The sequence below is a fragment of the Xylophilus rhododendri genome, assembly GCF_009906855.1.
Taxonomy (GTDB): domain Bacteria; phylum Pseudomonadota; class Gammaproteobacteria; order Burkholderiales; family Burkholderiaceae_C; genus Xylophilus; species Xylophilus rhododendri.
Window position 1 is genome coordinate 3,819,017 of record NZ_CP047650.1, and the last position, 21,370, is coordinate 3,840,386.

20 protein-coding genes are annotated in these 21,370 nt (G+C 67.9%); 12 read left to right on the forward strand and 8 right to left on the reverse strand.

Annotated features, from left to right (window positions below; genetic code table 11):
• Nucleotides 1–128 precede the first annotated feature (128 nt).
• Genes GT347_RS17655 through GT347_RS17680 form a run of 6 tightly spaced genes read left to right on the forward strand, consistent with a single transcriptional unit; the run spans nt 129 to nt 4,814 of the window.
• A complete protein-coding gene (locus GT347_RS17655) occupies nt 129–914 on the forward strand; it encodes an amino acid ABC transporter ATP-binding protein (RefSeq protein WP_160553451.1) in 786 nt (261 codons plus the stop codon).
• A 14-nt stretch (nt 915–928) separates the two neighbouring features.
• Nucleotides 929–1,846, forward strand: a complete 918-nt coding sequence (locus GT347_RS17660; protein ID WP_160553452.1) for an aminotransferase class IV — start codon at nt 929–931, stop codon at nt 1,844–1,846.
• A gap of 35 nt (nt 1,847–1,881) precedes the next feature.
• Complete coding sequence (locus tag GT347_RS17665) at nt 1,882–2,724, forward strand: transporter substrate-binding domain-containing protein (RefSeq protein WP_160553453.1); 843 nt, start codon at nt 1,882–1,884, stop codon at nt 2,722–2,724.
• A gap of 19 nt (nt 2,725–2,743) precedes the next feature.
• On the forward strand, nt 2,744–3,424 hold the full coding sequence (locus tag GT347_RS17670; RefSeq protein WP_160553454.1) for an amino acid ABC transporter permease: 681 nt from the start codon (nt 2,744–2,746) through the stop codon (nt 3,422–3,424).
• A gap of 2 nt (nt 3,425–3,426) precedes the next feature.
• Nucleotides 3,427–4,092, forward strand: a complete 666-nt coding sequence (locus GT347_RS17675; RefSeq protein WP_160553455.1) for an amino acid ABC transporter permease — start codon at nt 3,427–3,429, stop codon at nt 4,090–4,092.
• A gap of 14 nt (nt 4,093–4,106) precedes the next feature.
• Nucleotides 4,107–4,814, forward strand: a complete 708-nt coding sequence (locus GT347_RS17680; protein ID WP_160553456.1) for a GntR family transcriptional regulator — start codon at nt 4,107–4,109, stop codon at nt 4,812–4,814.
• On the opposite strand, the gene GT347_RS17685 is transcribed toward GT347_RS17680, so the two are convergent.
• Nucleotides 4,811–6,988, reverse strand: a complete 2,178-nt coding sequence (locus GT347_RS17685) for a TonB-dependent receptor (protein WP_160553457.1) — start codon at nt 6,986–6,988, stop codon at nt 4,811–4,813. The genes GT347_RS17680 and GT347_RS17685 overlap by 4 nt on opposite strands.
• A 199-nt stretch (nt 6,989–7,187) precedes the next feature.
• Here GT347_RS17685 and GT347_RS17690 point away from each other — a divergent pair, with 199 nt between their 5' ends.
• From GT347_RS17690 to GT347_RS17715, 6 genes are all read left to right on the forward strand, one after another.
• Nucleotides 7,188–8,984, forward strand: coding sequence for a peptidoglycan D,D-transpeptidase FtsI family protein (locus tag GT347_RS17690; protein WP_160553458.1), 1,797 nt, complete (start codon nt 7,188–7,190; stop codon nt 8,982–8,984).
• 92 nt (nt 8,985–9,076) lie between these two features.
• On the forward strand, nt 9,077–9,901 hold the full coding sequence (locus GT347_RS17695; protein ID WP_160553459.1) for a GntR family transcriptional regulator: 825 nt from the start codon (nt 9,077–9,079) through the stop codon (nt 9,899–9,901).
• Nucleotides 9,902–9,924: 23 nt separating this feature from the next.
• On the forward strand, nt 9,925–10,794 hold the full coding sequence (locus GT347_RS17700; RefSeq protein ID WP_160553460.1) for an isocitrate lyase/PEP mutase family protein: 870 nt from the start codon (nt 9,925–9,927) through the stop codon (nt 10,792–10,794).
• Entirely contained in the window at nt 10,791–11,288 is a 498-nt protein-coding gene (locus GT347_RS17705; RefSeq protein ID WP_160553461.1) for a LeuD/DmdB family oxidoreductase small subunit, read from the forward strand. The genes GT347_RS17700 and GT347_RS17705 overlap by 4 nt, the downstream gene beginning before the upstream one ends.
• On the forward strand, nt 11,285–12,559 hold the full coding sequence (locus GT347_RS17710) for an aconitase/3-isopropylmalate dehydratase large subunit family protein (RefSeq protein WP_160553462.1): 1,275 nt from the start codon (nt 11,285–11,287) through the stop codon (nt 12,557–12,559). Before GT347_RS17705 ends, GT347_RS17710 begins: the two co-directional genes overlap by 4 nt.
• Nucleotides 12,560–12,588: 29 nt before the next feature.
• On the forward strand, nt 12,589–14,070 hold the full coding sequence (locus GT347_RS17715) for a M81 family metallopeptidase (protein WP_160553463.1): 1,482 nt from the start codon (nt 12,589–12,591) through the stop codon (nt 14,068–14,070).
• Between the two features lie 17 nt (nt 14,071–14,087).
• Here GT347_RS17715 and GT347_RS17720 read toward each other — a convergent pair whose 3' ends face one another.
• The 7 genes from GT347_RS17720 to GT347_RS17750 all read right to left on the reverse strand — a co-directional run bounded on the left by GT347_RS17720 (nt 14,088) and on the right by GT347_RS17750 (nt 21,232).
• Nucleotides 14,088–14,636, reverse strand: coding sequence for a hypothetical protein (locus GT347_RS17720; protein ID WP_160553464.1), 549 nt, complete (start codon nt 14,634–14,636; stop codon nt 14,088–14,090).
• 4 nt (nt 14,637–14,640) lie between these two features.
• Nucleotides 14,641–15,711, reverse strand: coding sequence for an AAA family ATPase (locus tag GT347_RS17725; protein WP_160553465.1), 1,071 nt, complete (start codon nt 15,709–15,711; stop codon nt 14,641–14,643).
• A gap of 92 nt (nt 15,712–15,803) precedes the next feature.
• Nucleotides 15,804–16,781 carry an ABC transporter ATP-binding protein gene (locus GT347_RS17730; protein ID WP_160553466.1) on the reverse strand — a complete coding sequence of 326 codons (978 nt, stop codon included), beginning with the start codon at nt 16,779–16,781 and terminating at the stop codon, nt 15,804–15,806.
• Nucleotides 16,778–17,773 carry an ABC transporter ATP-binding protein gene (locus GT347_RS17735; RefSeq protein WP_160553467.1) on the reverse strand — a complete coding sequence of 332 codons (996 nt, stop codon included), beginning with the start codon at nt 17,771–17,773 and terminating at the stop codon, nt 16,778–16,780. The genes GT347_RS17730 and GT347_RS17735 overlap by 4 nt, the downstream gene beginning before the upstream one ends.
• 7 nt (nt 17,774–17,780) lie before the next feature.
• Nucleotides 17,781–18,683, reverse strand: coding sequence for an ABC transporter permease (locus tag GT347_RS17740; protein ID WP_160553468.1), 903 nt, complete (start codon nt 18,681–18,683; stop codon nt 17,781–17,783).
• Nucleotide 18,684: 1 nt separating this feature from the next.
• Complete coding sequence (locus GT347_RS17745; RefSeq protein WP_160553469.1) at nt 18,685–19,626, reverse strand: ABC transporter permease; 942 nt, start codon at nt 19,624–19,626, stop codon at nt 18,685–18,687.
• A 13-nt stretch (nt 19,627–19,639) separates the two neighbouring features.
• Nucleotides 19,640–21,232: an ABC transporter substrate-binding protein gene (locus tag GT347_RS17750; RefSeq protein ID WP_229722360.1), complete on the reverse strand. Its 1,593-nt coding sequence runs from the start codon at nt 21,230–21,232 to the stop codon at nt 19,640–19,642.
• Nucleotides 21,233–21,370: the final 138 nt, after the last annotated feature.

The window sequence follows — 21,370 nt, forward strand, 5'->3', positions numbered from 1 at the left end:
TTTCCTCAAAACCATTGTTTGGCCGGCCATCGTAGGCGCCCCTGGCGGTCCAGCTTGGTGCGGGTTATCAGGCATGAACTTTGCTCAAGAAAGCACTACAGTCGATTGTTCGACAATCCATGTGGACCATGACCGCACCCATCATCCGGATCACCGCGCTGGAAAAGCGCTTCGCCGACAACCACGTGCTGCGCGGCATCGACCTCGACGTGCAGAAGGGCGACCGCATCGCCATCCTGGGCTCCAGCGGCTCGGGCAAGAGCACGCTGCTGCGTTGCCTGAATTTCATGGAGATCCCCAGCGCCGGCCAGATCGAGCTGGACGGCAAGGCCGTCGGCACGCCGGGCAAGGGTCCGGGCGGCGCGCTGGCCAGGAGCTACTCGCAGGCCGAACTGGCGGCGGTGCGCCAGCGGGTGGGCATGGTGTTCCAGCAGTTCAACCTCTTCGGCCACATGACGGTGCTGGGCAATGTGATGGAGGGCCCGGTCACGGTGCTCGGCCTGAGCCGGGAAGAGGCCCGCGCCAAGGCCCTGCTCCAGCTGGAGAAGGTGGGCATGGCGCACAAGGCCGATGCCTATCCCGGCCGGCTTTCGGGCGGGCAGCAGCAGCGGGTGGCCATCGCCCGAGCGCTGGCGATGGAGCCAGAGGTGTTGCTGTTCGACGAGCCCACTTCCTCGCTGGACCCGGAACTGGTGAGCGAGGTGCTCACCGTCATCCGCGACCTGGCCAGCGAGGGCCGCACCATGCTGCTGGTCACCCACGAGCTGGGTTTCGCCTACCACTACGCCAGCCGGGTGCTGTTCCTGGCCGACGGGCAGTTCTACGAGACCGGCACGCCGGACGAGGTGCTGAAACACCCCCAGGGCGAACGCACGCAGAAATTCCTCGAGCGCTTCACCGCCTTCCACTTCTAAGCATCGCGACTCCCATGCAACTCTCTCCCCAAGCTTCCAAGACCAGTTCCCAGGCCTATGCGCCGGACGAGCGCAACGATGCGGTGCTGGTCTATGTCGACGGCGAATTCTTCCCGCGCTCCCAGGCCAAGGTCTCCGTCTTCGATGCCGGTTATGTCTGCGGCGACGGCGTGTGGGAGGGCGTGCGCCTGGTCAAGGGCCGGGTGATCTCCTTCGACGAACACATCGACCGCCTGATCGAGGGCGCCCGCTCCATCGCCATGGACCTGGGCAAGACACGCGAGGAACTCAAGGCCGTCATCACCGACACCTTCGAGAAGAACGGCATGGTCGATGGCGCCCATGCCCGGCTGATGGTGACGCGCGGCGTGAAGAAGACGCCCAACCAGGACCCGCGTTTCATCATCGGCGGCGCCACCATCGTCTGCGTGGCCGAATACAAGGTGGTGGGCTGGGAAGCCAAGCAGAAGGGCCTGAAGCTCTTCACCTCCGCCATCCGCTGCAGCGGGCCGGATGTGTTCGACCTGCGGCTCAACTCGCACAGCCGGCTCAACTTCATCCAGGCGCTGATCCAGGCGATCAACGCGGGCGCCGACGAGGCGCTGATGCTGGACCCGCACGGCTTCGTCTCCAGCTGCAACTCCACCAACTTCTTCGTGGTGAGGAAGGGCGCGCTCTGGACCTCCTCGGGCAAGTACTGCTTCAACGGCATCACCCGGGCCACCGTGCTGCGCCTGGCGCGCGAGGCCGGCATGCCGGTGCACGAGGGCGACTTCACCCTGGCCGAGATGTACAACGCCGAGGAGGCCTTCATCACCGGCACCCTGGGCGGCATCACGCCGGTCACCCAGATCGACGGCCGGCCCTACACCGTCGGCCCGCTCACCGCCCGGCTCGACCGGCTCTACCGCGACTACGCGGGCCAGGACTGATTTTTTCTTTGTTCACTGACTGGAAGAGGGACGACATGAAGCCATTCGATTTCGCACTCCGCAAACTGCTCATCGGCGGCCTGGCCGCGGTGCTGGCCTGCAGCGGCGCCCAGGCCTGGGCGCAATCGACCTTGCAGAAGGTCAAGGACGCCAAGGAGCTGAAGATCGGCGTGGCCCAGGGCGATCCCTGGTACTTCCGCGATCCGGGCACCGGCACCTGGACCGGCCTGGGCATGATGATCGGCGGCGAGATCGCCAAGGATCTCAACGTGAAGCTGACCCCGGTGGAGACCACCTACGGCAACAGCGTGGCGGCCCTGCAGTCCGGCCAGATCGACGTGATGTTCGTGCTCGACGCCACCGACGAACGCAAGAAGGCCATCGACTTCCCCACCACGCCCCTCCTCTGGTATGCCCAGGGCGTGCTGACCAAGGACAGCCTGGTCGCCCGCAACTGGGCCGACCTGGACAAGGCCGATGTGCGCCTGGGCGTGGCGCTGGGCACCGCCACCGACCGCGACCTGACCAAACGCCTGCCGCAGGCGAAGATCGAGCGCTTCACCAATACCGACGAGACCATCGCCGCCTTCATGTCCGGCCGCGTGGACGGCATCGCCTTCTACCACCCGGCCCTGGTCATCGCGTATTCCAAGATCCACAAGGGCAAGGTGCAGATCCCGCAGCCGGTGGTGGCCCTGCCGACCAGCGCTGGCATCCGCCGCGAATCCGATCCGGCCTTCCGCACCTTCCTGGATGGCGAGTTCGACAGGCTCTACAAGTCCGGCAAGACGCAGGAGCTGTACGCGCAGTACCTGAAGACCAAGGGCCTGGACGCCGCGCAACTGCCCGGCGTGACCAAAGAACTGCTCGAACGCTAAGCCAAGGGGCGCCGGCACGATGAACTACGAATGGGACTTCGGCGCGGTGTGGGAGCACCGCGACATGCTGCTGGCCGGTGTGCTCGGCACCCTGAAGATCGCCGCCGTGGCCATCGTGCTGGGCGTGCTGATCGGCGCGTTGCTGGCGGCCAAGCGTTTGTCGGGCCGCGCGTGGCTGGCCCGTCCTGCCCTGTGGTTCACCGAGTTCTATCGCAACACGCCGCCGCTGGTGCATTTCTTCTGGGCCTTCTACGGGCTGCCGGTGCTGCTGGGCATCAGCCTGGATCCCTATGCGGCGGCGATCATCGCCCTGTCCACGCAATCGGGCGCCTTCTATGCGGAGGTGATACGCGGCGGCGTGGTCTCCATCGACCGGGGCCAGTGGGAGGGCGCACGCGCCATCGGCATGACGCCCTGGCAGGTGGTGCGGCGGGTGGTCCTGCCGCAGGCCACGGTGCGTATGCTGCCTCCCTTCCTGGAGCGTTCCTTCGAGCTGATCAAGACCACGGCGCTGGCCTCCACCCTGGCCTATTCCGACCTGATGTACCAGGCCATGCAGGTCAACTCCATCACCTTCCGGCCGCTGGAGGTCTATACCTCGGTGGCCCTCATCTTCTTCCTGACCCTCCTGACGCTGAGCCTGCTGGCCCATCTGCTGGAGGCCCGGCTCTCGCGCTCCATCCTCCAGGCGGCGGGCTGACCATGGAATTCACCTGGGACTTCACGCCGGTGCTGCAGAACTGGCCGGCGCTCCTCAAGGGCGTGGGCATGACGGCGCTGCTGTGGGCCATCGCCTTTCCCTGCTCCATGGCCTGGGGCTTCGTGCTGTCGCTGGGCTCGCGTTCGCGGCATGCAGCGGTGAAGGCCATCACCCGCTGCTACGTGGAGGTGTTCCGCAACACGCCGGTCATCATCCAGCTGATCTGGTTCTTCTACGCCTTCCCCATCCTCACCGGCTGGCAGCTGAGCCCGATGACCGCCGCGCTGGCCGGCCTGATCCTGAACGCCTCGGCCTACTGCTCGGAGATCTTCCGCGGCGGGCTGGCATCCATCCACCAGGGCCAGTGGGAAGGCGCCCGGGCCATCGGCATGCTGCCCGCGCAGATCCTGCGCCGGGTGGTGGTGCCCCAGGTGCTGGCGCGTATGCTGCCGGCCTTCACCAACCGGGCGATCGAGCTGGCCAAGAACACTTCGATCGCCTCGGTGATCACGGTGCAGGAGCTGATGTACCAGGGCCGCGCCATCAGTTCCACCTCCTACCGGCCGCTGGAAGTGCTGACGGCGGTGGCGGTGATCTACTTCGTGCTGATCTGGCCGGGCGCCTATCTTGCATCCCGGCTGGAGAAACGCTTCTCCCTGCGCAGCTGAACCCGACTGGAGCCATGTCCGGACTTCCCACCTTCGAACCGGTGCCCGCCGTCACGCGGCGCGACCATGTCGTCCTGGCGCTCAGGCGCTCCATCCTGGCCGGGCAGATTCCGCCGGGCACGCAGCTGGTGGAGAGCGGCCTGGCCTCGCAGTTCGGCGTCAGCCGCGGGCTGCTGCGCGAGGCCATCCGCGAGCTGATCGAATCCGGCCTGGTGGTGAACCGGCCCTACGCCGGCGCCTTCGTCACCGAGATGAACGAGGCCCTGATCCGCGACGTCTACCAGGTGCGCCGGGTGCTGGAGCGCGAGGCCTACACCCGCATCTGGGACCGGCGCGACGCCGCCTTCCGCGCCGAGATGCAGTCGCGCTTCGACCTGATGATGGAGGCGGTGCACCGCGACGACCTGCCGGCCGAGATCCGCGCCGAGGCCCATTTCCACGGCCTGGTCTACGAGCGCTGCGGCAACCACATGATGCCGGCCATCTGGCAGCAGATGACGCAGAAGATCCAGCTGGGCTTCGCCGTCTGCCAGATCTCGCACGGGCCGAAGGTGGACTTCGAGGAGAACCACGCGAGGTTCCTGCAGCTCGCCCTGGGCGATGACCTCGAAGCGATGCTGGCCGAACTCGACATCCACCTGCGGCGCGGCCTGGACACCATCCAGCGCGCCGCCGAGACCGAGCCCGAGGCCCTGTCCTCGGCCGCCCTGCTGGCCTCCTAGAAGGTATAGCGCGCCGACACCTCGATGGTGCGCGGCGCCGCCGGCAGGATGCCCACGTCGTTGTTGGCCGACAGGTAGTAGTGCTTGTCGAAGGCGTTCTTCAGGTTGACCGAGGCGCTCCAGCCCTTGGGCGTGGGACGCCAGTAGGCGGCCAGGTCCACCGTGGCGAAGCCGGGCATGACGACGGCGTTGTCCACGTTGGCATAGCTGGAGCTGCGGGTGATCAGGCCCGCGCCCACCTGCACGCCGTGCACCCAGGAGTCGACCGACTTCAGCGTCCACAGGCTGAAGGTCTGCTTGGGCGCCAGGGCCAGCACCTTGCCCTGCAGCGGCGTGGGCACGGCCGAGCTGAAGGGCGCGGTGATGGTGCCCACGCCCTTGGTCACTTCGGCATCCAGGTAGGAGTAGCCGGCGATGACCTGCCAGCCCGGACGCACCTGGCCCGACAGCGTCAGCTCCACGCCGCGCGAGCGCTGCTCGCCCACGTTGACCAGCTTGTTCAGGATGGGGTCGGTGTACTTCACGTCGCTGCGCGTCAATTGGTAGAGCGCGGCGGTGAAGGAGGCGGCGCCGTCGAACAGGTCGGTCTTGGAGCCGATCTCCAGGTTCACCGTCTGCTCGGGTTTCAGGTCGGCGTTGTTGGTGGCCAGCGGGCCGGCCTCGCCCGAGGGCTGGTAGGACTTGGTGACCGAGGCGTAGTAGCTCTGCACCGCGTTCGGCTGCCACACGATGCCCACGCGCGGCGAGAAGTTGCGGTCGGTGCGCGACAGGTCGGCATTGGCCGGCAGACGGTCGTCGTACTTCTGGCCGAAGCTGTCGTAGCGCAGGCCGACCATGGTCTTGATCGTCGGGCTCCAGGTAGTGAGCGACTGGGCGTAGAGGCTGCGGGTGGGGTTGCTGGTCATGCCGGCCGTGGGGCCGCTGGCGTTGGCCAGCGGCACGGCGTTGGGCAAATCGCGCGGCACCGGGGCGAACAGCGGCGTGCTGAAGGCATAACCGGCGTTGATGGCGGCGGTGTTGGTGGCGGCGTTGTTGATCTCCTGGTAGCGCTTCTGCTCGCCGACCTCGATACCGACCAGCAGCTTGTTCTCCAGGCCGCCGATGGTGACGTCCTTGGTGATCTCGCTCTGGTTGAACCAGCCGTGCTCGAAGCGCTGCACCGAGCCGCGCGAGACCAGCGCCATCGGCACCGCGCCGCTGTCGTTGACCGAGCCGACGCGGGTGTGGCGGCGGTCCAGCGTGTATTCGTAGTAGCGCAGGGTGTCGGTGAAGGCCCAGCCGTCGCCGAAGCGGTTCTTGTACTGGGCGGTGCTGCTCTCGACGCGCGAGTTGGCATGGTCCAGCGGGAAGGCGTGCAGCGAGCCGTAGTAGGCGTTGGAGGAGACATCCGCCGGCCGGCCCTTGTAGCCGGGCACGCCGAAGTCGATCGAGCGTTCCTGGTTCTGGTAGTTGTACTGCAGCAGCAGGCTCTGGCTGCCGTCCTTCCACAGCAGGCTGGGCGAGAAGGACTGGCTCTTGATGTAGGCGTTGGGGCGGTAGCTGCCGGAGTCTTCCACGGCGCCATCGAGGCGCAGGGCCAGGGTGTCGGAGACGGCGCGGTTGAGGTTGAAGTCGGCGCGCTTGAGGCCATAGCTGCCGGTGGTGTAGCCGATCTCGCCGCTGTTGGTGAAGCCGGGCTTCTTGGTGATCAGGTTGACCAGGCCGCCCGAGGAGCCGCGGCCGTAGAGCGCGGCGGCCGGGCCCTTGATCACTTCCACCCGCTCGATGTTGTAGAGGTCGCGGAAGTACTGGGCGTCGTCGCGCACGCCGTCGAGCAGGATGTCGTAGAGGGCGGTGAAGCCGCGGATCACCAGCGCGTCGCGCTGGCCGTCGCCGGTGGCCAGGCCCACCGAGGGGATGGTCTTCATCACGTCGGTGACGCTGCGCGCGCCCTGGTCGCGCATGACTTCCTGGGTGACGATCTGCACCGACTGCGGGATGTCGCGCAGCGGCGCGTCGATCTTGGCGGCGGTGGTGCTGGACGCGGGCGCGTAGTTGGCTCCGTGCTCCTGGTCCGACTGGACATTGACGGCGGGCAGGGTTTGAGCTTGCGCGTTCGCGCCCAGGGCCGTCAGCACGGCGATGGACAGAGCGCTCAGGCCAAAACGTTTGTTGTAGTGGTTTTCGTTTCGCATGGCGGCGGTGATGCAAAGGTTGGTAGGCGGTCGGTATCCGGCCAGCGCGGGAGCATATACAAACATCTTCAATAGGAATCATTTGTATTTGATCGAGGGCATACAAACAACGGCCCAGCAAAAGTCCGTCGCCGCATCGAACTTCCGGCATCACACGCACTCAAGCGCTCACATCCCCATCGGCATTGAAGTTTTCACCATGCACATCCGCGGACAAAGCAGCGGCCTCAATTTCTCCACCAGCCCGCTCCTGGCCAGCCGCACGCCGGTCTGGCGCAGCAAATTCCTGCTGGCCGTCATGGCCGCCGGCTTCGCGGTGCTGGCGGGCCGGGCCTTCTATGTGCAGGTGTTCAACAACCGCTTCTTCATCCACCAGGGGGAGATCCGCTTCTCCCGCACCCTGCTGCTGCCGGCCAGCCGCGGCCGCATCCTGGACCGCAACGGCCTGGTGCTGGCCTCCAGCGTGCCGGCGCCCGACATCTGGGCGATTCCGCAGGACGTGGAGACCGACGACCCGGCCGTGCTCGCCAAGCTGGAGCAGGTGGCCCGGCTGCTGTCCATGCCCAAGGCCGAGCTGGTGAAGAAGCTGGGCGACCCCGATCGCAGCTTCGTCTGGGTGCAGCGCCAGGTCGACAAGGACATCGCCGACCGCATCGCCGCCCTGCACGTACCCGGCCTCTACGAGCGCACCGACTACAAGCGCGAATACCCCTCCGGCGAGGGCGATGCCCATGTGGTGGGTTTCGCCAACGTGGAGAACATCGGCCAGGAGGGCATGGAGCTGAGCCTCAACCAGCGCCTGGCAGGCACCTCCGGATCGCGCCGAGTCATCAAGGACCGCATCGGCCGCATCGTGGACGACATCGGCGAGGAAGTTCCGCCGGTCGACGGCCAGGACGTGGCCCTGAGCATCGACGACCGCATCCAGTTCATCGCCTACCAGAAGCTGCGCGACGCGGTGGTCGCCAACAAGGCGCATGCCGGCAGCGTGGTGGTGGTCGATGCCCATACCGGCGAGCTGCTGGCCATGGCCAACTACCCCAGCTTCGATCCCAACGACCGCGGCCACCTCACCGGCGAGCAGCTGCGCAACCGGGCGATGACCGATGTGTTCGAGCCCGGCTCCACGATGAAGCCGTTGACCGTGGCCACGGCGCTGCAGCTCGGCCGGGTGCAGCCGAACACCATCATCGACACCAACCCGGGCTCGGTGGTGGTGACCGGCGCCACCATCCACGACGACGCCAACTTCGGCGTGCTGACGGTGCAGGGCGTGATCCAGAAATCGAGCAACGTGGGCGCCACCAAGATCTCGCAGCGCATGTCGGCGCACGAGATGTGGGACTCGTTCTCCGCCGTCGGCCTGGGCCGCAAGCCCGACACCGTCTTCCCCGGCGCCGTCAGCGGAAGGCTGCGGCCCTGGAAGACCTGGCGGCCGGTGGAGCAGGCCACCATGTCCTATGGCTACGGCCTCTCGGCTTCGCTGTTCCAGATCGCCCATGCCTACACGGCGTTTTCCAACGACGGCAGCGTGATACCGGTGAGTGTGCTGAAGCTCGATGCGCCGCCGCAGGGCGTGCAGGTGTTCTCGCCGCTGGTCGCCAGCGAGGTGCGCGAGATGATGCACCTGGCCGCCTCGCCCGAAGGCACGGCGCCGCTGGCGCGCACCGACGGCTATTCGGTCGGCGGCAAGACCGGCACCGCGCACAAGCAGGTCGGCAAGGGCTACGCCAGCAACAAATACCGCGCCTGGTACACCGGCATGTCGCCGATTGACAAGCCGCGCATCATCGTCTCGGTGATGGTGGACGAGCCCAGCGCCGGCAAGTACTTCGGCGGCCAGGTGGCCGCGCCGGTGTTCAGCCAGGTGGTGCAGCAGACGCTGCGCATCCTGGGCGTGAGGCCGGACCTGGCCGTCACCTCGGGCGTGGCGATGGCCAAGGACAAGGCCCCGGCGGTGGCCGCGGTATCGGCCTCCAGCGCCGGCCATCTCTGAGCCGGCTGCGCGGCGGCGCCGCGTTGACTGAGTTGTTATAACAAGGATAAGATCGCCTCCATTCCCCGCAGGCCGGGAGCCATGGAGACCCGATGGTTTTGAAGACGAAAGCGCCTCGTGTGCCCGAGCCCGCCGCGAAGGTGGCGCGGGTGCCCCTGTACGAGAAGGTGCTGACCACGCTGCGCGAGGAGATCACCGCGCGCCGCTACGACCAGGCCGGCATCCTGCCCAGCGAGAGCGCGCTCATCGAGCGCTTCGGCGTGTCGCGCATCACCGTGCGCCGCGCCCTCGACGAACTCGCCCGCGCCGGACTGGTCGAGCGCAACCGCGGCCGCATCACCCGCGTGGTCCCCAGCCTGCCGCCCACCGTCATCGACCTCAGCACCGAACTCGAGACCACCCTGGCCCGCTCGGCCGGCCTGGTCATCCGGGTGCTCGGTTTCAAATGGATCAAGCCTGCGGCAGAGATCGCTGAAACGCTGGGCGTGGGTCCGGCCGAGAAGGTGCTCTGGATCACCCGCCTGCGTTCGCGCGGCGACCAGCCCATCGTGCACACCTCGGTGCACCTGCCGCGCCCGCTCGGCCAGCTGGTCGATGCCGAGTCGCTGGGCCACCGGCAGCTGGTGGACCTGCTGCGCGCCCAGGGCAAGGTGGCGGCCAGCGCCGAGCAGGTGCTGAGCGCCGCGCCCTGTCCGCCCGAGCTGGCCGAATGCCTGGCGCTGGCGCCGGGCGAGCCGGTGTTCCGGCTGGAGCGCGTGCTCTTCGATGCACGCCGGAAGCCGATGCTGCGGCTGGTCTCCTCCTTCCGCTGGGACTGCATGGGCTACCGCATGTCGCTGCGCCAGGACTCGCTGCAGACGGCCACCCATGTCGATCCGCACGACGACACCATGCTCCAGGCCGAGCACGCCGACTGAAAACCCCATCACCTGAATCCAACATGACACAGGCTTCCAAGCTCCGGGCCCTGATGCAGGGCGATGCCATCGTGCCGCTCGCAGGCACCTACGACGCGCTTTCGGCCAGGCTCGCCCAGCGGGCCGGTCTGCCGGTGGCCTATGTCAGCGGCTATTGCGTCTCGGCGGCGCTGCTCGGCCAGCCGGACGTGGGTTATCTCACCCTGCCGGAGATCGTCGGCGTGGCGCGCTCCATCACCGCGCAGGTCGACATCCCCATCATCTGCGACGGCGACGATGGCTACGGCAACCACCTCAACACCGGCCGCCTGGTGCGTGAACTCGAACGCGTGGGCGTGGCCGGCGTGCAGATGGAAGACCAGGTCTCGCCCAAGCGCTGCGGCCACATGCGCGGCAAACGGGTGGTGCCGGCGCGCGACATGGTGGCCAAGATCCGCGCGGCGGTGGATACCCGGCGCGATGCGGACTTCGTGGTCATCGCCCGCACCGATGCGATCGCGGTGGAGGGCTTCGAGGCCGCCATGGAGCGCGCCCATGCCTACAGCGAGGCCGGCGCCGACGTGATCTTCCTGGAGGCGCCCGAGACCCTGGAGCAGGCCCGCGCCGTGCCGGCAGCCTTTGCCCAACCGACCGTCTTCAACTGGGCCTACGGCGGCCGCTCGCCACTGCCGACGACCGAGGAAGTCAAGGCCATGGGCTACAAGTTCCTGCTGTGCCCGGACACCATCTTCGCCGTCACCCGCACCCTGCTCGAGGTGTACGGCGAGGTGGCGCGCACCGGCACCTATGCCGCCGTCACCGACCGCATGAGCAGCTTCGACGAGTTCAACGACCTGATCGGCCTGGCCGGCGTGGCCGAGCTCGATCGCCGGTACGGCCCGCCGCAGCCATGACCCTCGCCCTGCAGCTCGCCGGCCGGGTGATGACGGTGGGCGACGACATCAGCACCGACCTGATCTATCCCGCCCGCTACATGCCGCTGCGAGCGCCGCAGGAGCAGGCCGCCCATGTGCTCGAAGGCCTGGGCGAGGCCGCCAACGCGCAGGCCCGCTCCAGCGCGGTGCTGGCCGCCGGCTGGAACTTCGGCTGCGGCAGCTCGCGCGAGCAGGCGGCCACGGCCCTGCGCCATGCAGGCGTGCGGCTGGTGGTGGCCCGTTCCTTCGCGCGGCTCTTCTTTCGCAACTGCATCAACACCGGCCTGCCGGTGATCGAGAGCGAGGCCCTGGCCGATCGCCTGCTGGCCGGCGAGGAGGTGGCCGTGGACCTCGAAGCGGGCATCGCCCGCATGGCTTCCGGCGAGCTGCGCTTCGCGCCCCTGCCCGAACCCCTGCTCGACATCCTGCGCCACGGCGGCCTGCTCGGCCACCTGCGGGGGCAGGCCGCATGAACCACGCGCCCATGACCCTGGCCGAGAAGGCCCTTTCGCGCGCCGCCGGCCAGCCGCTGAAGGCCGGCGACTTCGCGGTGGTGCAGCCCGACTGGTGCTTCACGCCCGACGACGCCATCGGCCCCATCATCGATTACCTCCAGGAGGCCGGCGTGCGGCGCCCGGCGCATCCGGCGCGGCTCGGCCTGGTATACGACCACTACGCCCCGGCCGGCGAGATCGGCATGGCGGGCGTGCATGCACGCGGCCGGCGTTTCGTGGCGGAGCACGGCATCGCCCACTTCTTCGACATCGGCAGCGGCATCTCGCACCAGCTGCTGATGGAGCGCGGCATCGTGCGGCCGGGCCAGCTGGTCTTCAATGCCGATTCGCACACCACCATGCTGGGCGCGGCGGCCGCCTTCGGCACCGGCATAGGCGCCAGCGAGACGGCCTATGTATGGGCCACCGGCCGCATCTGGCTGCGCGTGCCGGCCACGCTGCGGATCGTGCTGCACGGCCGGCTCGGCGCGGGCGCCACCGCCAAGGACGTCTGCCTGCAGCTGTTGCGCCGGCATGGCGCCCGCCTGGCCACCTACCGCGCCATCGAGTTCCACGGCGAAGGCGCCGCCGGGCTCGACATGCCGCAGCGCATGACGCTCTGCAACATGGGCGTGGAGCTGGGCGCCAAGGCAGCGATGTTCCCCTTCGACGCGGTCACGCAACGCTTCTTCGATGCCCTGGGCATCGCGGTGGACGCGCAGGCCGGCCGGCCCGACGAGGGCGCCGTCTACGAGAGCACCGTCGAACTCGACTTGGCCGCCGTCTCGCCCATGGTGGCCTGCCCGCCCACGGTGGACAACGTGCGTCCCCTGTCCGAACTCTCGGGCATCCGCATCGACCAGGCCTTCCTCGGCTCCTGCACCAACGGCCGCATTGACGACCTGCGCGCCGCCGCCGAGGTGCTGCGCGGCCGGCGGGTGGCGGCCGGCGTGCGCATGATCGTCACGCCGGCCTCGTCGGCCACCTACGGCGAGGCGCTGCGCGACGGCACCATCGAAGTGCTGCATGCCGCCGGCTGCGTGGTCACGCCGCCCGGCTGCGGTGCCTGCGCCGGCCTGCACCTGGGCGTGCTGGGGGCGGGGGAGACCTGCGTGTCCTCCTCCAACCGCAACTTCACCGGCCGCATGGGCGCGCAGGACTCCGAGATCTATCTCGCCAGCCCCGCCGTCGTGGCCGCCAGCGCGGTGGCCGGCCACCTGGCCGACCCGCGCTCGCTCGCTCCGCTCTGAACAGAACCACCCTCGCCAGAAAGTCCGCCATGCGCATGTTCACCGCCTCCCTGGGCACCGAGTCGAACACCTTCTCGCCGATGTTCACCAGCCTGGACGACTACCGCGAGGCGGTCTACGTGGCGCCCGGCGAGCATCCGGCCGACATCCCCATGCAGTGCACCGCCCAGCTGGTGGTGGCCCGCGAGTTCGCCGCGCGCGAGGGCTTCGAGCTGGTGGAGGGCAGCTGCTTCTTCGCCAGCCCGGGCGGCATCACCAACCGGCAGGACTACGAGTTCATGCGCGACACCATCCTGCGCGAGATCGCCGCCGCGATGCCGCTGGACACCCTGGTGCTCGGCCTGCACGGCGCCATGGTGGCCGACGGCTATGACGACACCGAGGGCGACCTGATCGATGCCGCCCGCGCCATCGTGGGCGATGGCTGCGTGCTCGGCGTGGAACTCGATCCCCACTGCCACCTCACCCTGCGCCGGGTGCGGCAGGCCGACGCCATCGTCATGTACAAGGAATATCCGCACACCGACACCATGGAGGCGGCGCGCGAGCTGATCGAGATCGTGCTGAAGATCGTGCGCGGCGCCGCGCGGCCGGTGATGTCGGTGTACGACTGCAAGCAGCTCGGCAGCTTCCCCACCACCCACCCGGAGATGCGCGCCTTCGTCGACTACGTGAAGACGCTGGAGAACCAGGGCCCCATCCTGTCGATCTCCATCGGCCACAGCTATCCCTACGGCGACGTGCCCGAGCTGGGTGCCCGCATCCTGGTGATCGCCGATGACGACAAGGCAGCGGGCGATGCCATGGCCGAACGCGTAGGACGGCAGTTCATGCAGCTGCGCGGCCGCACCACGCCGGCCTTCCTCGGCATCGACGCCGGCCTCGACGCCGCCCTGGCCCGCGCCGCCACCGCCAGCGCGCCCATCGTGGTGACCGATGCGGCCGACAACGCCGGCGGCGGCGCACCGGCGGACAACACCAGCATCCTGCACCGGCTGATCGAGCGCGGCATCACCGACGCCGCCCTGGCCCCGCTGTGGGATCCGATGGCCGTGCGCCACTGCTTCTCGGCCGGCGTCGGCGCCCGCTTCAGGCTGCGTTTCGGCGGCAAGACCGGCACCATCTCCGGCGCGCCGGTCGATGCCGATGTGGAAGTGCTGGCCCTGGTGCGCGACGCCTGGCAGACCTACGGCCCGGCCCGCACCACGCTGGGCGACGCGGCGGCGGTGCGCATCGGCGGCGTGGAGGTGGTGATCAACAGCAGCCGCACCCAGGCGCTGGGGCCGGAGCTGTTCAGCCAGTTCGGCATCGACATCGCTGGCAAGCGCCTGCTGGTGCTGAAGTCGAGCAACCATTTCATGGCCGGTTTCGGCCAGCTGATCGGCGGCGTGGTGCATGTGCACACCGACGGCCTGCTGGTGCGCGACGACTACCGCCGCATCGCGTACAGCCGGGTGCAGCGGCCGATCTGGCCGCTGGACGAGGCCTTGCAGGGGGAGCTGCTGTACTGAGATCGCGCCGTGCGCAATCAAGGGTGGGCGGTCGCCATGCCCTTGAACGCCGGCTCCCTGATCAGCCTGCCGTAATCGATCAGGGCCACGGATTTCACATCCGCCAACGCAACCCGTCCCTTGAGGCGCGCATTCAAGGCGTCGCGCAGGCCTTGAAGATGCACGGTCAACGTGGCCGGAAGTTCAATCGCGACCACCAGCTTCAGCGGCATCGTGGCCTGTGCCGCGGCGGGCAGTTCGGCCTTCAACTGCCGGCCCCAGGTGGTATCGGCCCACGCGGCCAGCAACATCAGGACCGAATCTGTGATCTTGTCGATCAAAGCGTCGAAGCGAAAGGGCGCGGGCCGTCCTTTGGCCGGTACCAGATCGGCATCCGTCAGAGTGCCAGCGATCTGCACAAAGCTGCGCACTTCCAGCAGGAACAACTTGCCGGTGTCGATCCAGGCAAAGTCCATCTCCTTGAGCTTGCGGCCGCTCAGCAAGCGGTAAGCCGGTAGATCCGAAAACCGGAAATGCCGGCCTGCCGGCAAATCCAAGCGCAGGCCGGATTCGAAGTACTCCGCCACGTCTTCAGCCCGCCAGGTCCAGTTGCACGTCGAGATCGAACAGGCGCAGCGACTCCGCAACAATGGGGTTGTCCGGCAAGCCTTCGGCCAGCATGGTCACCATGCCGACAACGCCTGCCCCCTCCTGCTTTCGCAAGTCCAGCAGGGAGTAGTCCGCCTGGTTTTCGCGCGCCAACTGCTCCAGGCGCTTGAGCAGGAAGTAGCTGTGCGTCGTCAGGTACACCTGGATCCCGGACTGTGCGAATTCGTGCAGCATCTCCGCGAACAGCACGATGGCCTTGGGATGCAGGTTGACCTCGGGCTCATCCACGAACAGCATGCAGCCGCCCGCCGGTGTCAGGCGGCGGTTGCGCATCAGCCGCGACAGGATGCCGATCTTCTTGATGCCCTCGGCCGTCTGGTGCATGTTGAACGTCTCCTTGCCGCGGCGAAAGACGATGTTGCCGTCCTTTTCCATCTCGACCTCGCCGCCGCCGGTCACGTCCTCCAGGTGGGCCAGGGCCCTCTTGATGTTGGCCTGCAGCGAGCCCGAGGTCGTAGGCTGCCGGAAATCCTGCACCAGGTCGTAATAGGTGTCGTCGAAAGCGGCGATCTCGACCGTCTCGCGTGTCGCCACGATCGCATCGAAGATCGACAGGATTTCCTTGGGTGGCAGGAAGGTCGCCTTGCTGCCATGGAGTGCAGGCAAGCCATGGGTCTGCAGTTCGACGATCCTGCTCACCGTGTCCTTACCGAAGGCGAATTTCAAGCGTCCAGCGGCGTTCCAGCTCAAGTCCACGCTCAGGCGATTGCCCGAACCACGCGTCACCAGTCGTCCCAGTTCCATTTTCTGTGGCAGGAAAGTCCAGCGCAGTTTCTGTGCGAGCAATTCGGGCAGGTCTTTGGGCTCGGGACCAGCCTGTTTCCTGGAGTAGTCCTCGATGGCCCGGCTCATCGAGTACAGCAGCTTCAGCAGATGCGTCTTGCCCGTATCGTTTTCGCCAATGATCACATTGAGCGAAGCGTGTTGCCGCCACTCCAGCGGCTGCTGGAATGCGACGAAGTTTTCGATGACGAGTGATTTCAATGCGGGCATGACGCGTAGGGCCGGTCGGCACGAAACTTTGCGGATGTGCAGGATAGCAAAGGCGTGCAGGAGGCGGTCTCAGGCCGCAAAGCCCGAAAGGGTCAGCTCGCCAGGTGGCAGGCCACCCGATGCCCCGCCCGCGGCTCGCGCAGCAGCGGCTCCTCCACCCGGCAGCGGTCCATCGCATAGGGGCAGCGGGTGTGGAAGTGGCAACCGCTCGGCCGGTGGATGGGGCTGGGCACGTCGCCGTCGAGGATGATGCGTTCGACCTTGCGGGTCGGGTCCGGCACCGGCGCGGCCGACAGCAGCGCCTGGGTGTAGGGATGCAGGGGGCGGGCGAAGAGCGAGCGCTTGTCGGTGATCTCGACGATGCGGCCGAGGTACATCACCGCCACCCGGTGGCACAGGTGCTCGATCACCGCCAGGTCGTGCGAAATGAAGAGATAGGACACACCCATCTGCTTCTGCACGTCGCCCAGCAGGTTGATGACCTGGGCCTGCACCGAGACGTCCAGCGCGGAGACCGCCTCGTCGCAGATGATCAGTCCCGGCTCCAGCGCCATCGCGCGGGCGATCACCAGGCGCTGGCGCTGGCCGCCGGAGAACTCGTGGGCGAAGCGCTCCATCTGGTCCGGCCGCAGGCCGACCTGCTCGAACAGGGTGGCCACGCGCTGGCGGATTGCGGCCTCGTCGCCGCCGCCGAAATTGCGCAGCGGCTCGGCCACCAGCTCGCGTGCCCGCATGCGCGGGTTGAGCGAGGAATACGGGTCCTGGAAGATCGCCTGCATGTTGCGCCGGTAGGGCCGCATGGCCGAGGCCCGCATGCCGTCGATGCGCACGCCGGCCACATGCAGCTTGCCGGCCGTGGGGTCGACCAGGCGCAGGATCAGCTTGCCCACGGTGGACTTGCCGCAGCCCGATTCGCCGACCAGGCCCAGCGTCTCGCCGCGGGCGATGTCGAAGCTGATGCCGTCCACCGCATGCACCGGCGGCGAGCGGCGCGACCACAGGCCGGTATCGACGCGGTAATGCTTCTTCAGGTCGCGCACCTGGAGCACGGGAGCGATGGTGGTGTTCATGCGATGGCCTCGGCGGTGCGGCGGATTTCCCAGCAGGCCACGGCATGGCCGTCCTCGGCCAGCAGGGGCGGGCATTCGCGGCTGCAGCGTTCCACGGCGAAGGCGCAGCGCGGGGCGAAGACGCAGCCGGGGATCTCGTCGACCAGCGCCGGCACCACGCCCGGGATCTCGGTCAGCCGGGCCTGTTCGCTTTCGGCGCCGCCCTCGCTGGACAGGCGCGGCATCGACTTGAGCAGCGCCTGGGTATAGGGATGCAGCGGCCGGGCGAACAGCTCTGCCACGCTGGCCTCCTCGACCTTGCGGCCGGCATACATCACCACCACCCGCTGGGCCATCTCGGCCACCACGCCCAGGTCGTGGGTGATCAGGATGATGGCCGAGCCCATGGTGCTGCGCAGCTGGCGCAGCAGGTCGAGGATCTGCGCCTGCACCGTCACGTCGAGCGCGGTGGTGGGTTCGTCGGCGATCAACAGCTGGGGTTCGCAGGCCAGCGCCATGGCGATCATCACCCGCTGGCGCATGCCGCCCGAGAGTTCGTGCGGATACTGGCCGATGCGCCGCTCCGGCTCGGCGATGCGCACCAGCTTCAGCATGGCCAGCGCCCGTTCGCGCGCGGCGGGCTTCGAAAGCTTCTGGTGCAGCCGCAGCGTCTCGGTGAGCTGCCAGCCGATGGTCAGCACCGGGTTCAGGCTGGTCATCGGCTCCTGGAAGATCATCGAGATCTCGTTGCCGCGGATGGCGCGCATCTCGCGCTCGGACAGGCTCAACAGGTCGCGGCCGCGGAAGCGGATCGCGCCGTCGCTGGCGCTCTGGCCCTTGTCGAACAGCCGCATGATGGACATCGCGGTGACCGACTTGCCGCAGCCGCTCTCGCCGACGATGGCGAGCGTCTCGCCTTCGTCGACCTCGAAGGACAGTCCGTCCACCGAGCGGTTGACCTTGCCGCGGCTGCGGAAGTGGGTGCGCAGGTTCTCGACTTCGAGCAGTGCCATGGTCTTCTCAGCGCCGGTTGTTCATGCGGGGGTCGAAGGCGTCGCGCAGGCCGTCGCCCAGCATGTTCACCGCCAGCACCGTGGCCGACAGGAACACGGCGGGGATGAACACCACGAAGGGCTTGACCTGCCAGAGCGAGCGCCCGTCGGACATGATGTTGCCCCACGAGGGCGTGATCGGCGGCGTGCCCACGCCGATGAAGGACAGCGAGGCCTCGATCAGCATCGCGCTGGCGCAGACATAACTCGCCTGCACCGCCAGCGGCGCCAGGGTGTTGGGCAGGATGTGTTTCCAGATCAGCCGCGGCAGGGGCGTGCCGGCGGTGATGGCGGCGTCCACATAGGGCTGCTCGCGGGCGCCCAGCACCACGCCGCGCACCAGGCGGGCGGCACGCGGCAGCTCGGCCACGGTGACGGCAATCACCACGTTGGACATGCTGGCGCGGGTCAGCGCCATCAGCGAGATCGCCAGCAGGATGGAGGGGATGGCCATCAGCCCGTCGTTGATGCGCATGATCAGGTTGTCGGCCCAGCGCGAATAGCCCGAGAGCACGCCGATGAAGAGCCCCAGCACGGTGGACAGCGCCGCCACCGAGAAACCCACGGTGAGCGACACCCGCGCCCCGTAGAGCACCCGCGAGTAGATGTCGCGGCCCAGCATGTCGGTGCCGAACCAGTGTGCGGCCGAGGGCGCGCGTATGCGCTGGCTGGGCGCGATGGCGGTGGGATCGACCGTGCCCAGCCAGGGCGCGAACACCGCCAGCAGCACGATCAGCAGCAGCAGCGTGGCGCCCAGCAGCAGGCTGGGATGGCGCTGGGCGATGCCCGCCAGGCCGCGCCGCTGGCGCACCGGCAGCAGCAGGGGAGGTCGCGCCGGCTGCGGGGTGAGGGAGATGGGCAGGGCGGACATGTCAGAGCCGGATGCGCGGATCGAAGACCACGTAGGTGAGGTCGACCAGCAGATTGACGATCACGTAGGAGAAGCTGAACACCAGCACCAGGCCCTGGATGATGGGATAGTCGCGCCGCATGATGGCGTCGATGGTGAGCCGGCCCAGGCCGGGGATGGCGAACACGCTCTCGGCGATCACCGTGCCGCTGATGAGCGCGCCCACGCCGATGCCGATGATGGTGACGATGGGAATGCCGGCGTTCTTCAGCGCATGCAAAAACAGGATGGCGCGGTGGTCCAGGCCCTTGGCTCGGGCGGTGCGGATGTAGTCCTGCTGCTGCACTTCCACCACCGCCGAGCGGGTGATGCGGGCGATCAGCGCCACGTACACGCTGCCCAGCGTGGCGGCCGGCAGCAGCAGGCGCGACAGCCAGGGCCACAGCCCCTGGTCCAGCGAGACATAACCCTGCACCGGCAGCCAGTGCAGCTGCAGCGAGAACACATAGGCCAGCACATAACCCACCACGAAGAGCGGCACCGAGAAGCCCAGCACCGCCAGGCCCATCACCGTGCGGTCCACCCAGGTCGAGACCTTGGCCGCCGCCAGCACGCCCAGCGGCACGGCGACCAGGATGGCCATCACCAGCGTGACCAGGGCCAGCGAGAGCGTGGGCCCGATGCGCTGGGCGATCAGCTCGGTGACCGGCTTGCCGGTGAAGATGGAGGTGCCCAGGTCGCCGCGCAGGATGTGGCCGGACCAGTCGGCGAACTGCACCAGGAAGGGCCGGTCCAGGCCCAGGTTCTCGCGGATGCGGGCGATGTCCTCGGGCAGGGCCTGGTCGCCCGCGATCACCGCCGCCGGATCGCCCGGCGCCAGGTAGAGCAGGCTGAAGACGAAGATGCCCACGATGGCCATCACCGGCAGGGTGGCGAGGACGCGCTTGACGATGTAGGTCCACATGGCCGTGCGCTCCTCAGCCCGCCATCTTCACGTTGTAGAACTGCGGGAAGCCCTGCGGCACGCTGGCGATGCGCGGGCCGTAGGCCACCGGCTGGAAGAACTGGCCGAGCGGTATGTAGGGCACGTCCTCGAAGACCTGCTTCTGGATGTTGTCGCAGGCGGCCTTCTGCGCGGCCAGCGTGGGCGCGGCCAGCCAGTCGGCGCGGTACTGCTCCAGCTTGGGGCTGTCGGGCCAGCCGTACTGGCCGTTGAGGCCCTGGCCGCGGCTGTTCTGGTGGCTGGAAGGATCGAGCGCCTCGATGCCGGCGATGCTGGTGCACAGGCAGCTCCAGCCGCCTTCCTTGATGGAGGCACGGCTGGTGCGGCGCTTCTGCACCATGCCCCAGTCGAGCGACTGGTAGTCCACGTTCATGCCCAGGCGCTTCATGGTGTCGGCCGCCACGTCGGACATGGAGCGCATATTGGCCGCGTCCGATGCCGCCAGGATCACCACCGGCTCGCCGTTGTAGCCCGCGGCCTTCAGCGCCGCCTTGGCCTTGGCCATGTCGCCCGGGCCGGTCAGCACCGACATGCCGGCGGTGCTGGCCATGGGCGTACCGGGCGTGAACACACCCACGCCGGTGCGGCTCATGCCGGGGTTGTTGCCGACCACCGCGGACATGAAGTCCGCCTGGTTGATCACGCCGAGCAGGATGCGGCGGATGGCCGGGTTGTTGAAGGGCGCCGTCAGGTGGTTCAGGCGCAGCGAGCCGATGCTGCCGCTGGGGTCGTTCAGGTCAATCTTGATGCCCTTCTGCTCCTTGAGCAGGGGCAGCAGGTCGGCCAGCGGCTGCTCCACCCAGTCCACCTCGCCGGCCTGCAGCGCGGCAGCGGCGGTGGCGGGGTCGGGCATGGTGTGCCACTCGATGCGGTCCAGCGTGGCGATCTTGGGGCCGCCGGTGCGGCCCACGGCCGGGCCGGTGGAGGGCTTGTAGCCGGCGAACTTCTCGTAGACCACGAGCGAGCCCTCGATTCGCTCCTTGGCGAGCAGGCGGTAGGGGCCGCTGCCGACGATCTCGGTGACCTGGGTCGAAGGGTCGGTCCTGGCCAGGCGCTCCGGCATGATGCAGGGCATGGTCGAGGTGAGCTTGCCCAGCGCCGCCGGCAGCTGCGGAAAGGGCTTCTTCAGGCGGAACTGGACCACGCTGTCGCTAGGCGCCGAAAGCTCGTCGGTCTGCGCCAGCAGCTCCTTGCCGAAGGCGTCGCGCTTGCCCCAGCGCTTGATGCTGGCCACCACGTCCACCGCGCGCACCGGGGTGTTGTCGTGGAACACCAGTCCGGGGCGCAGGGTGAGTTTCCAGACCAGCCCGTCCTTCTCCACCACATGGCCCTGCACCATCTGCGGCACCACCCGGTACTGGTCGTCCAGCCCGTAGAGCGTGTCGTAGACCAGGTAGCCGTGGTTGCGGGTGATGTAGGCAGTGGTCCAGATCGGATCGAGCACTCCCAGATCGGCCTGCGGCACGAATTTCAGCACCTGCGCCTTGGTCGCGGCGGTGACGATGGAGGGGCTCAGGGCGGCGGCCAGCGCGGCGGCCGAAGCCTGGTTGAACATGCGTCGTTTCACTTGCGCTCGCTCCAGTCTGAAGGGTGGATCAACCCGTTCGATTCTGGACTTGTTATAACAAGTATGTCAAACGGATTCTTGGCTTGTTATGACAACTGCTATCAAGAAACGCGCCACCCTCTTTTGGTGCCGGCCTGG

What these genes read in the sequence shown, in the direction of transcription:
- GT347_RS17680 (WP_160553456.1), top strand. Translation starts at nt 4,107, where the DNA reads ATGTCCGGACTTCCCACCTTCGAACCGGTGCCCGCCGTCACGCGGCGC.
- GT347_RS17745 (WP_160553469.1), bottom strand. Translation starts at nt 19,626, where the DNA reads ATGTGGACCTACATCGTCAAGCGCGTCCTCGCCACCCTGCCGGTGATG.
- GT347_RS17685 (WP_160553457.1), bottom strand. Translation starts at nt 6,988, where the DNA reads ATGCGAAACGAAAACCACTACAACAAACGTTTTGGCCTGAGCGCTCTG.
- GT347_RS17725 (WP_160553465.1), bottom strand. Translation starts at nt 15,711, where the DNA reads ATGCCCGCATTGAAATCACTCGTCATCGAAAACTTCGTCGCATTCCAG.
- GT347_RS17730 (WP_160553466.1), bottom strand. Translation starts at nt 16,781, where the DNA reads ATGAACACCACCATCGCTCCCGTGCTCCAGGTGCGCGACCTGAAGAAG.
- GT347_RS17655 (WP_160553451.1), top strand. Translation starts at nt 129, where the DNA reads ATGACCGCACCCATCATCCGGATCACCGCGCTGGAAAAGCGCTTCGCC.
- GT347_RS17705 (WP_160553461.1), top strand. Translation starts at nt 10,791, where the DNA reads ATGACCCTCGCCCTGCAGCTCGCCGGCCGGGTGATGACGGTGGGCGAC.
- GT347_RS17690 (WP_160553458.1), top strand. Translation starts at nt 7,188, where the DNA reads ATGCACATCCGCGGACAAAGCAGCGGCCTCAATTTCTCCACCAGCCCG.
- GT347_RS17700 (WP_160553460.1), top strand. Translation starts at nt 9,925, where the DNA reads ATGACACAGGCTTCCAAGCTCCGGGCCCTGATGCAGGGCGATGCCATC.
- GT347_RS17665 (WP_160553453.1), top strand. Translation starts at nt 1,882, where the DNA reads ATGAAGCCATTCGATTTCGCACTCCGCAAACTGCTCATCGGCGGCCTG.
- GT347_RS17675 (WP_160553455.1), top strand. Translation starts at nt 3,427, where the DNA reads ATGGAATTCACCTGGGACTTCACGCCGGTGCTGCAGAACTGGCCGGCG.
- GT347_RS17695 (WP_160553459.1), top strand. Translation starts at nt 9,077, where the DNA reads ATGGTTTTGAAGACGAAAGCGCCTCGTGTGCCCGAGCCCGCCGCGAAG.
- GT347_RS17735 (WP_160553467.1), bottom strand. Translation starts at nt 17,773, where the DNA reads ATGGCACTGCTCGAAGTCGAGAACCTGCGCACCCACTTCCGCAGCCGC.
- GT347_RS17710 (WP_160553462.1), top strand. Translation starts at nt 11,285, where the DNA reads ATGAACCACGCGCCCATGACCCTGGCCGAGAAGGCCCTTTCGCGCGCC.
- GT347_RS17715 (WP_160553463.1), top strand. Translation starts at nt 12,589, where the DNA reads ATGCGCATGTTCACCGCCTCCCTGGGCACCGAGTCGAACACCTTCTCG.
- GT347_RS17660 (WP_160553452.1), top strand. Translation starts at nt 929, where the DNA reads ATGCAACTCTCTCCCCAAGCTTCCAAGACCAGTTCCCAGGCCTATGCG.
- GT347_RS17670 (WP_160553454.1), top strand. Translation starts at nt 2,744, where the DNA reads ATGAACTACGAATGGGACTTCGGCGCGGTGTGGGAGCACCGCGACATG.
- GT347_RS17740 (WP_160553468.1), bottom strand. Translation starts at nt 18,683, where the DNA reads ATGTCCGCCCTGCCCATCTCCCTCACCCCGCAGCCGGCGCGACCTCCC.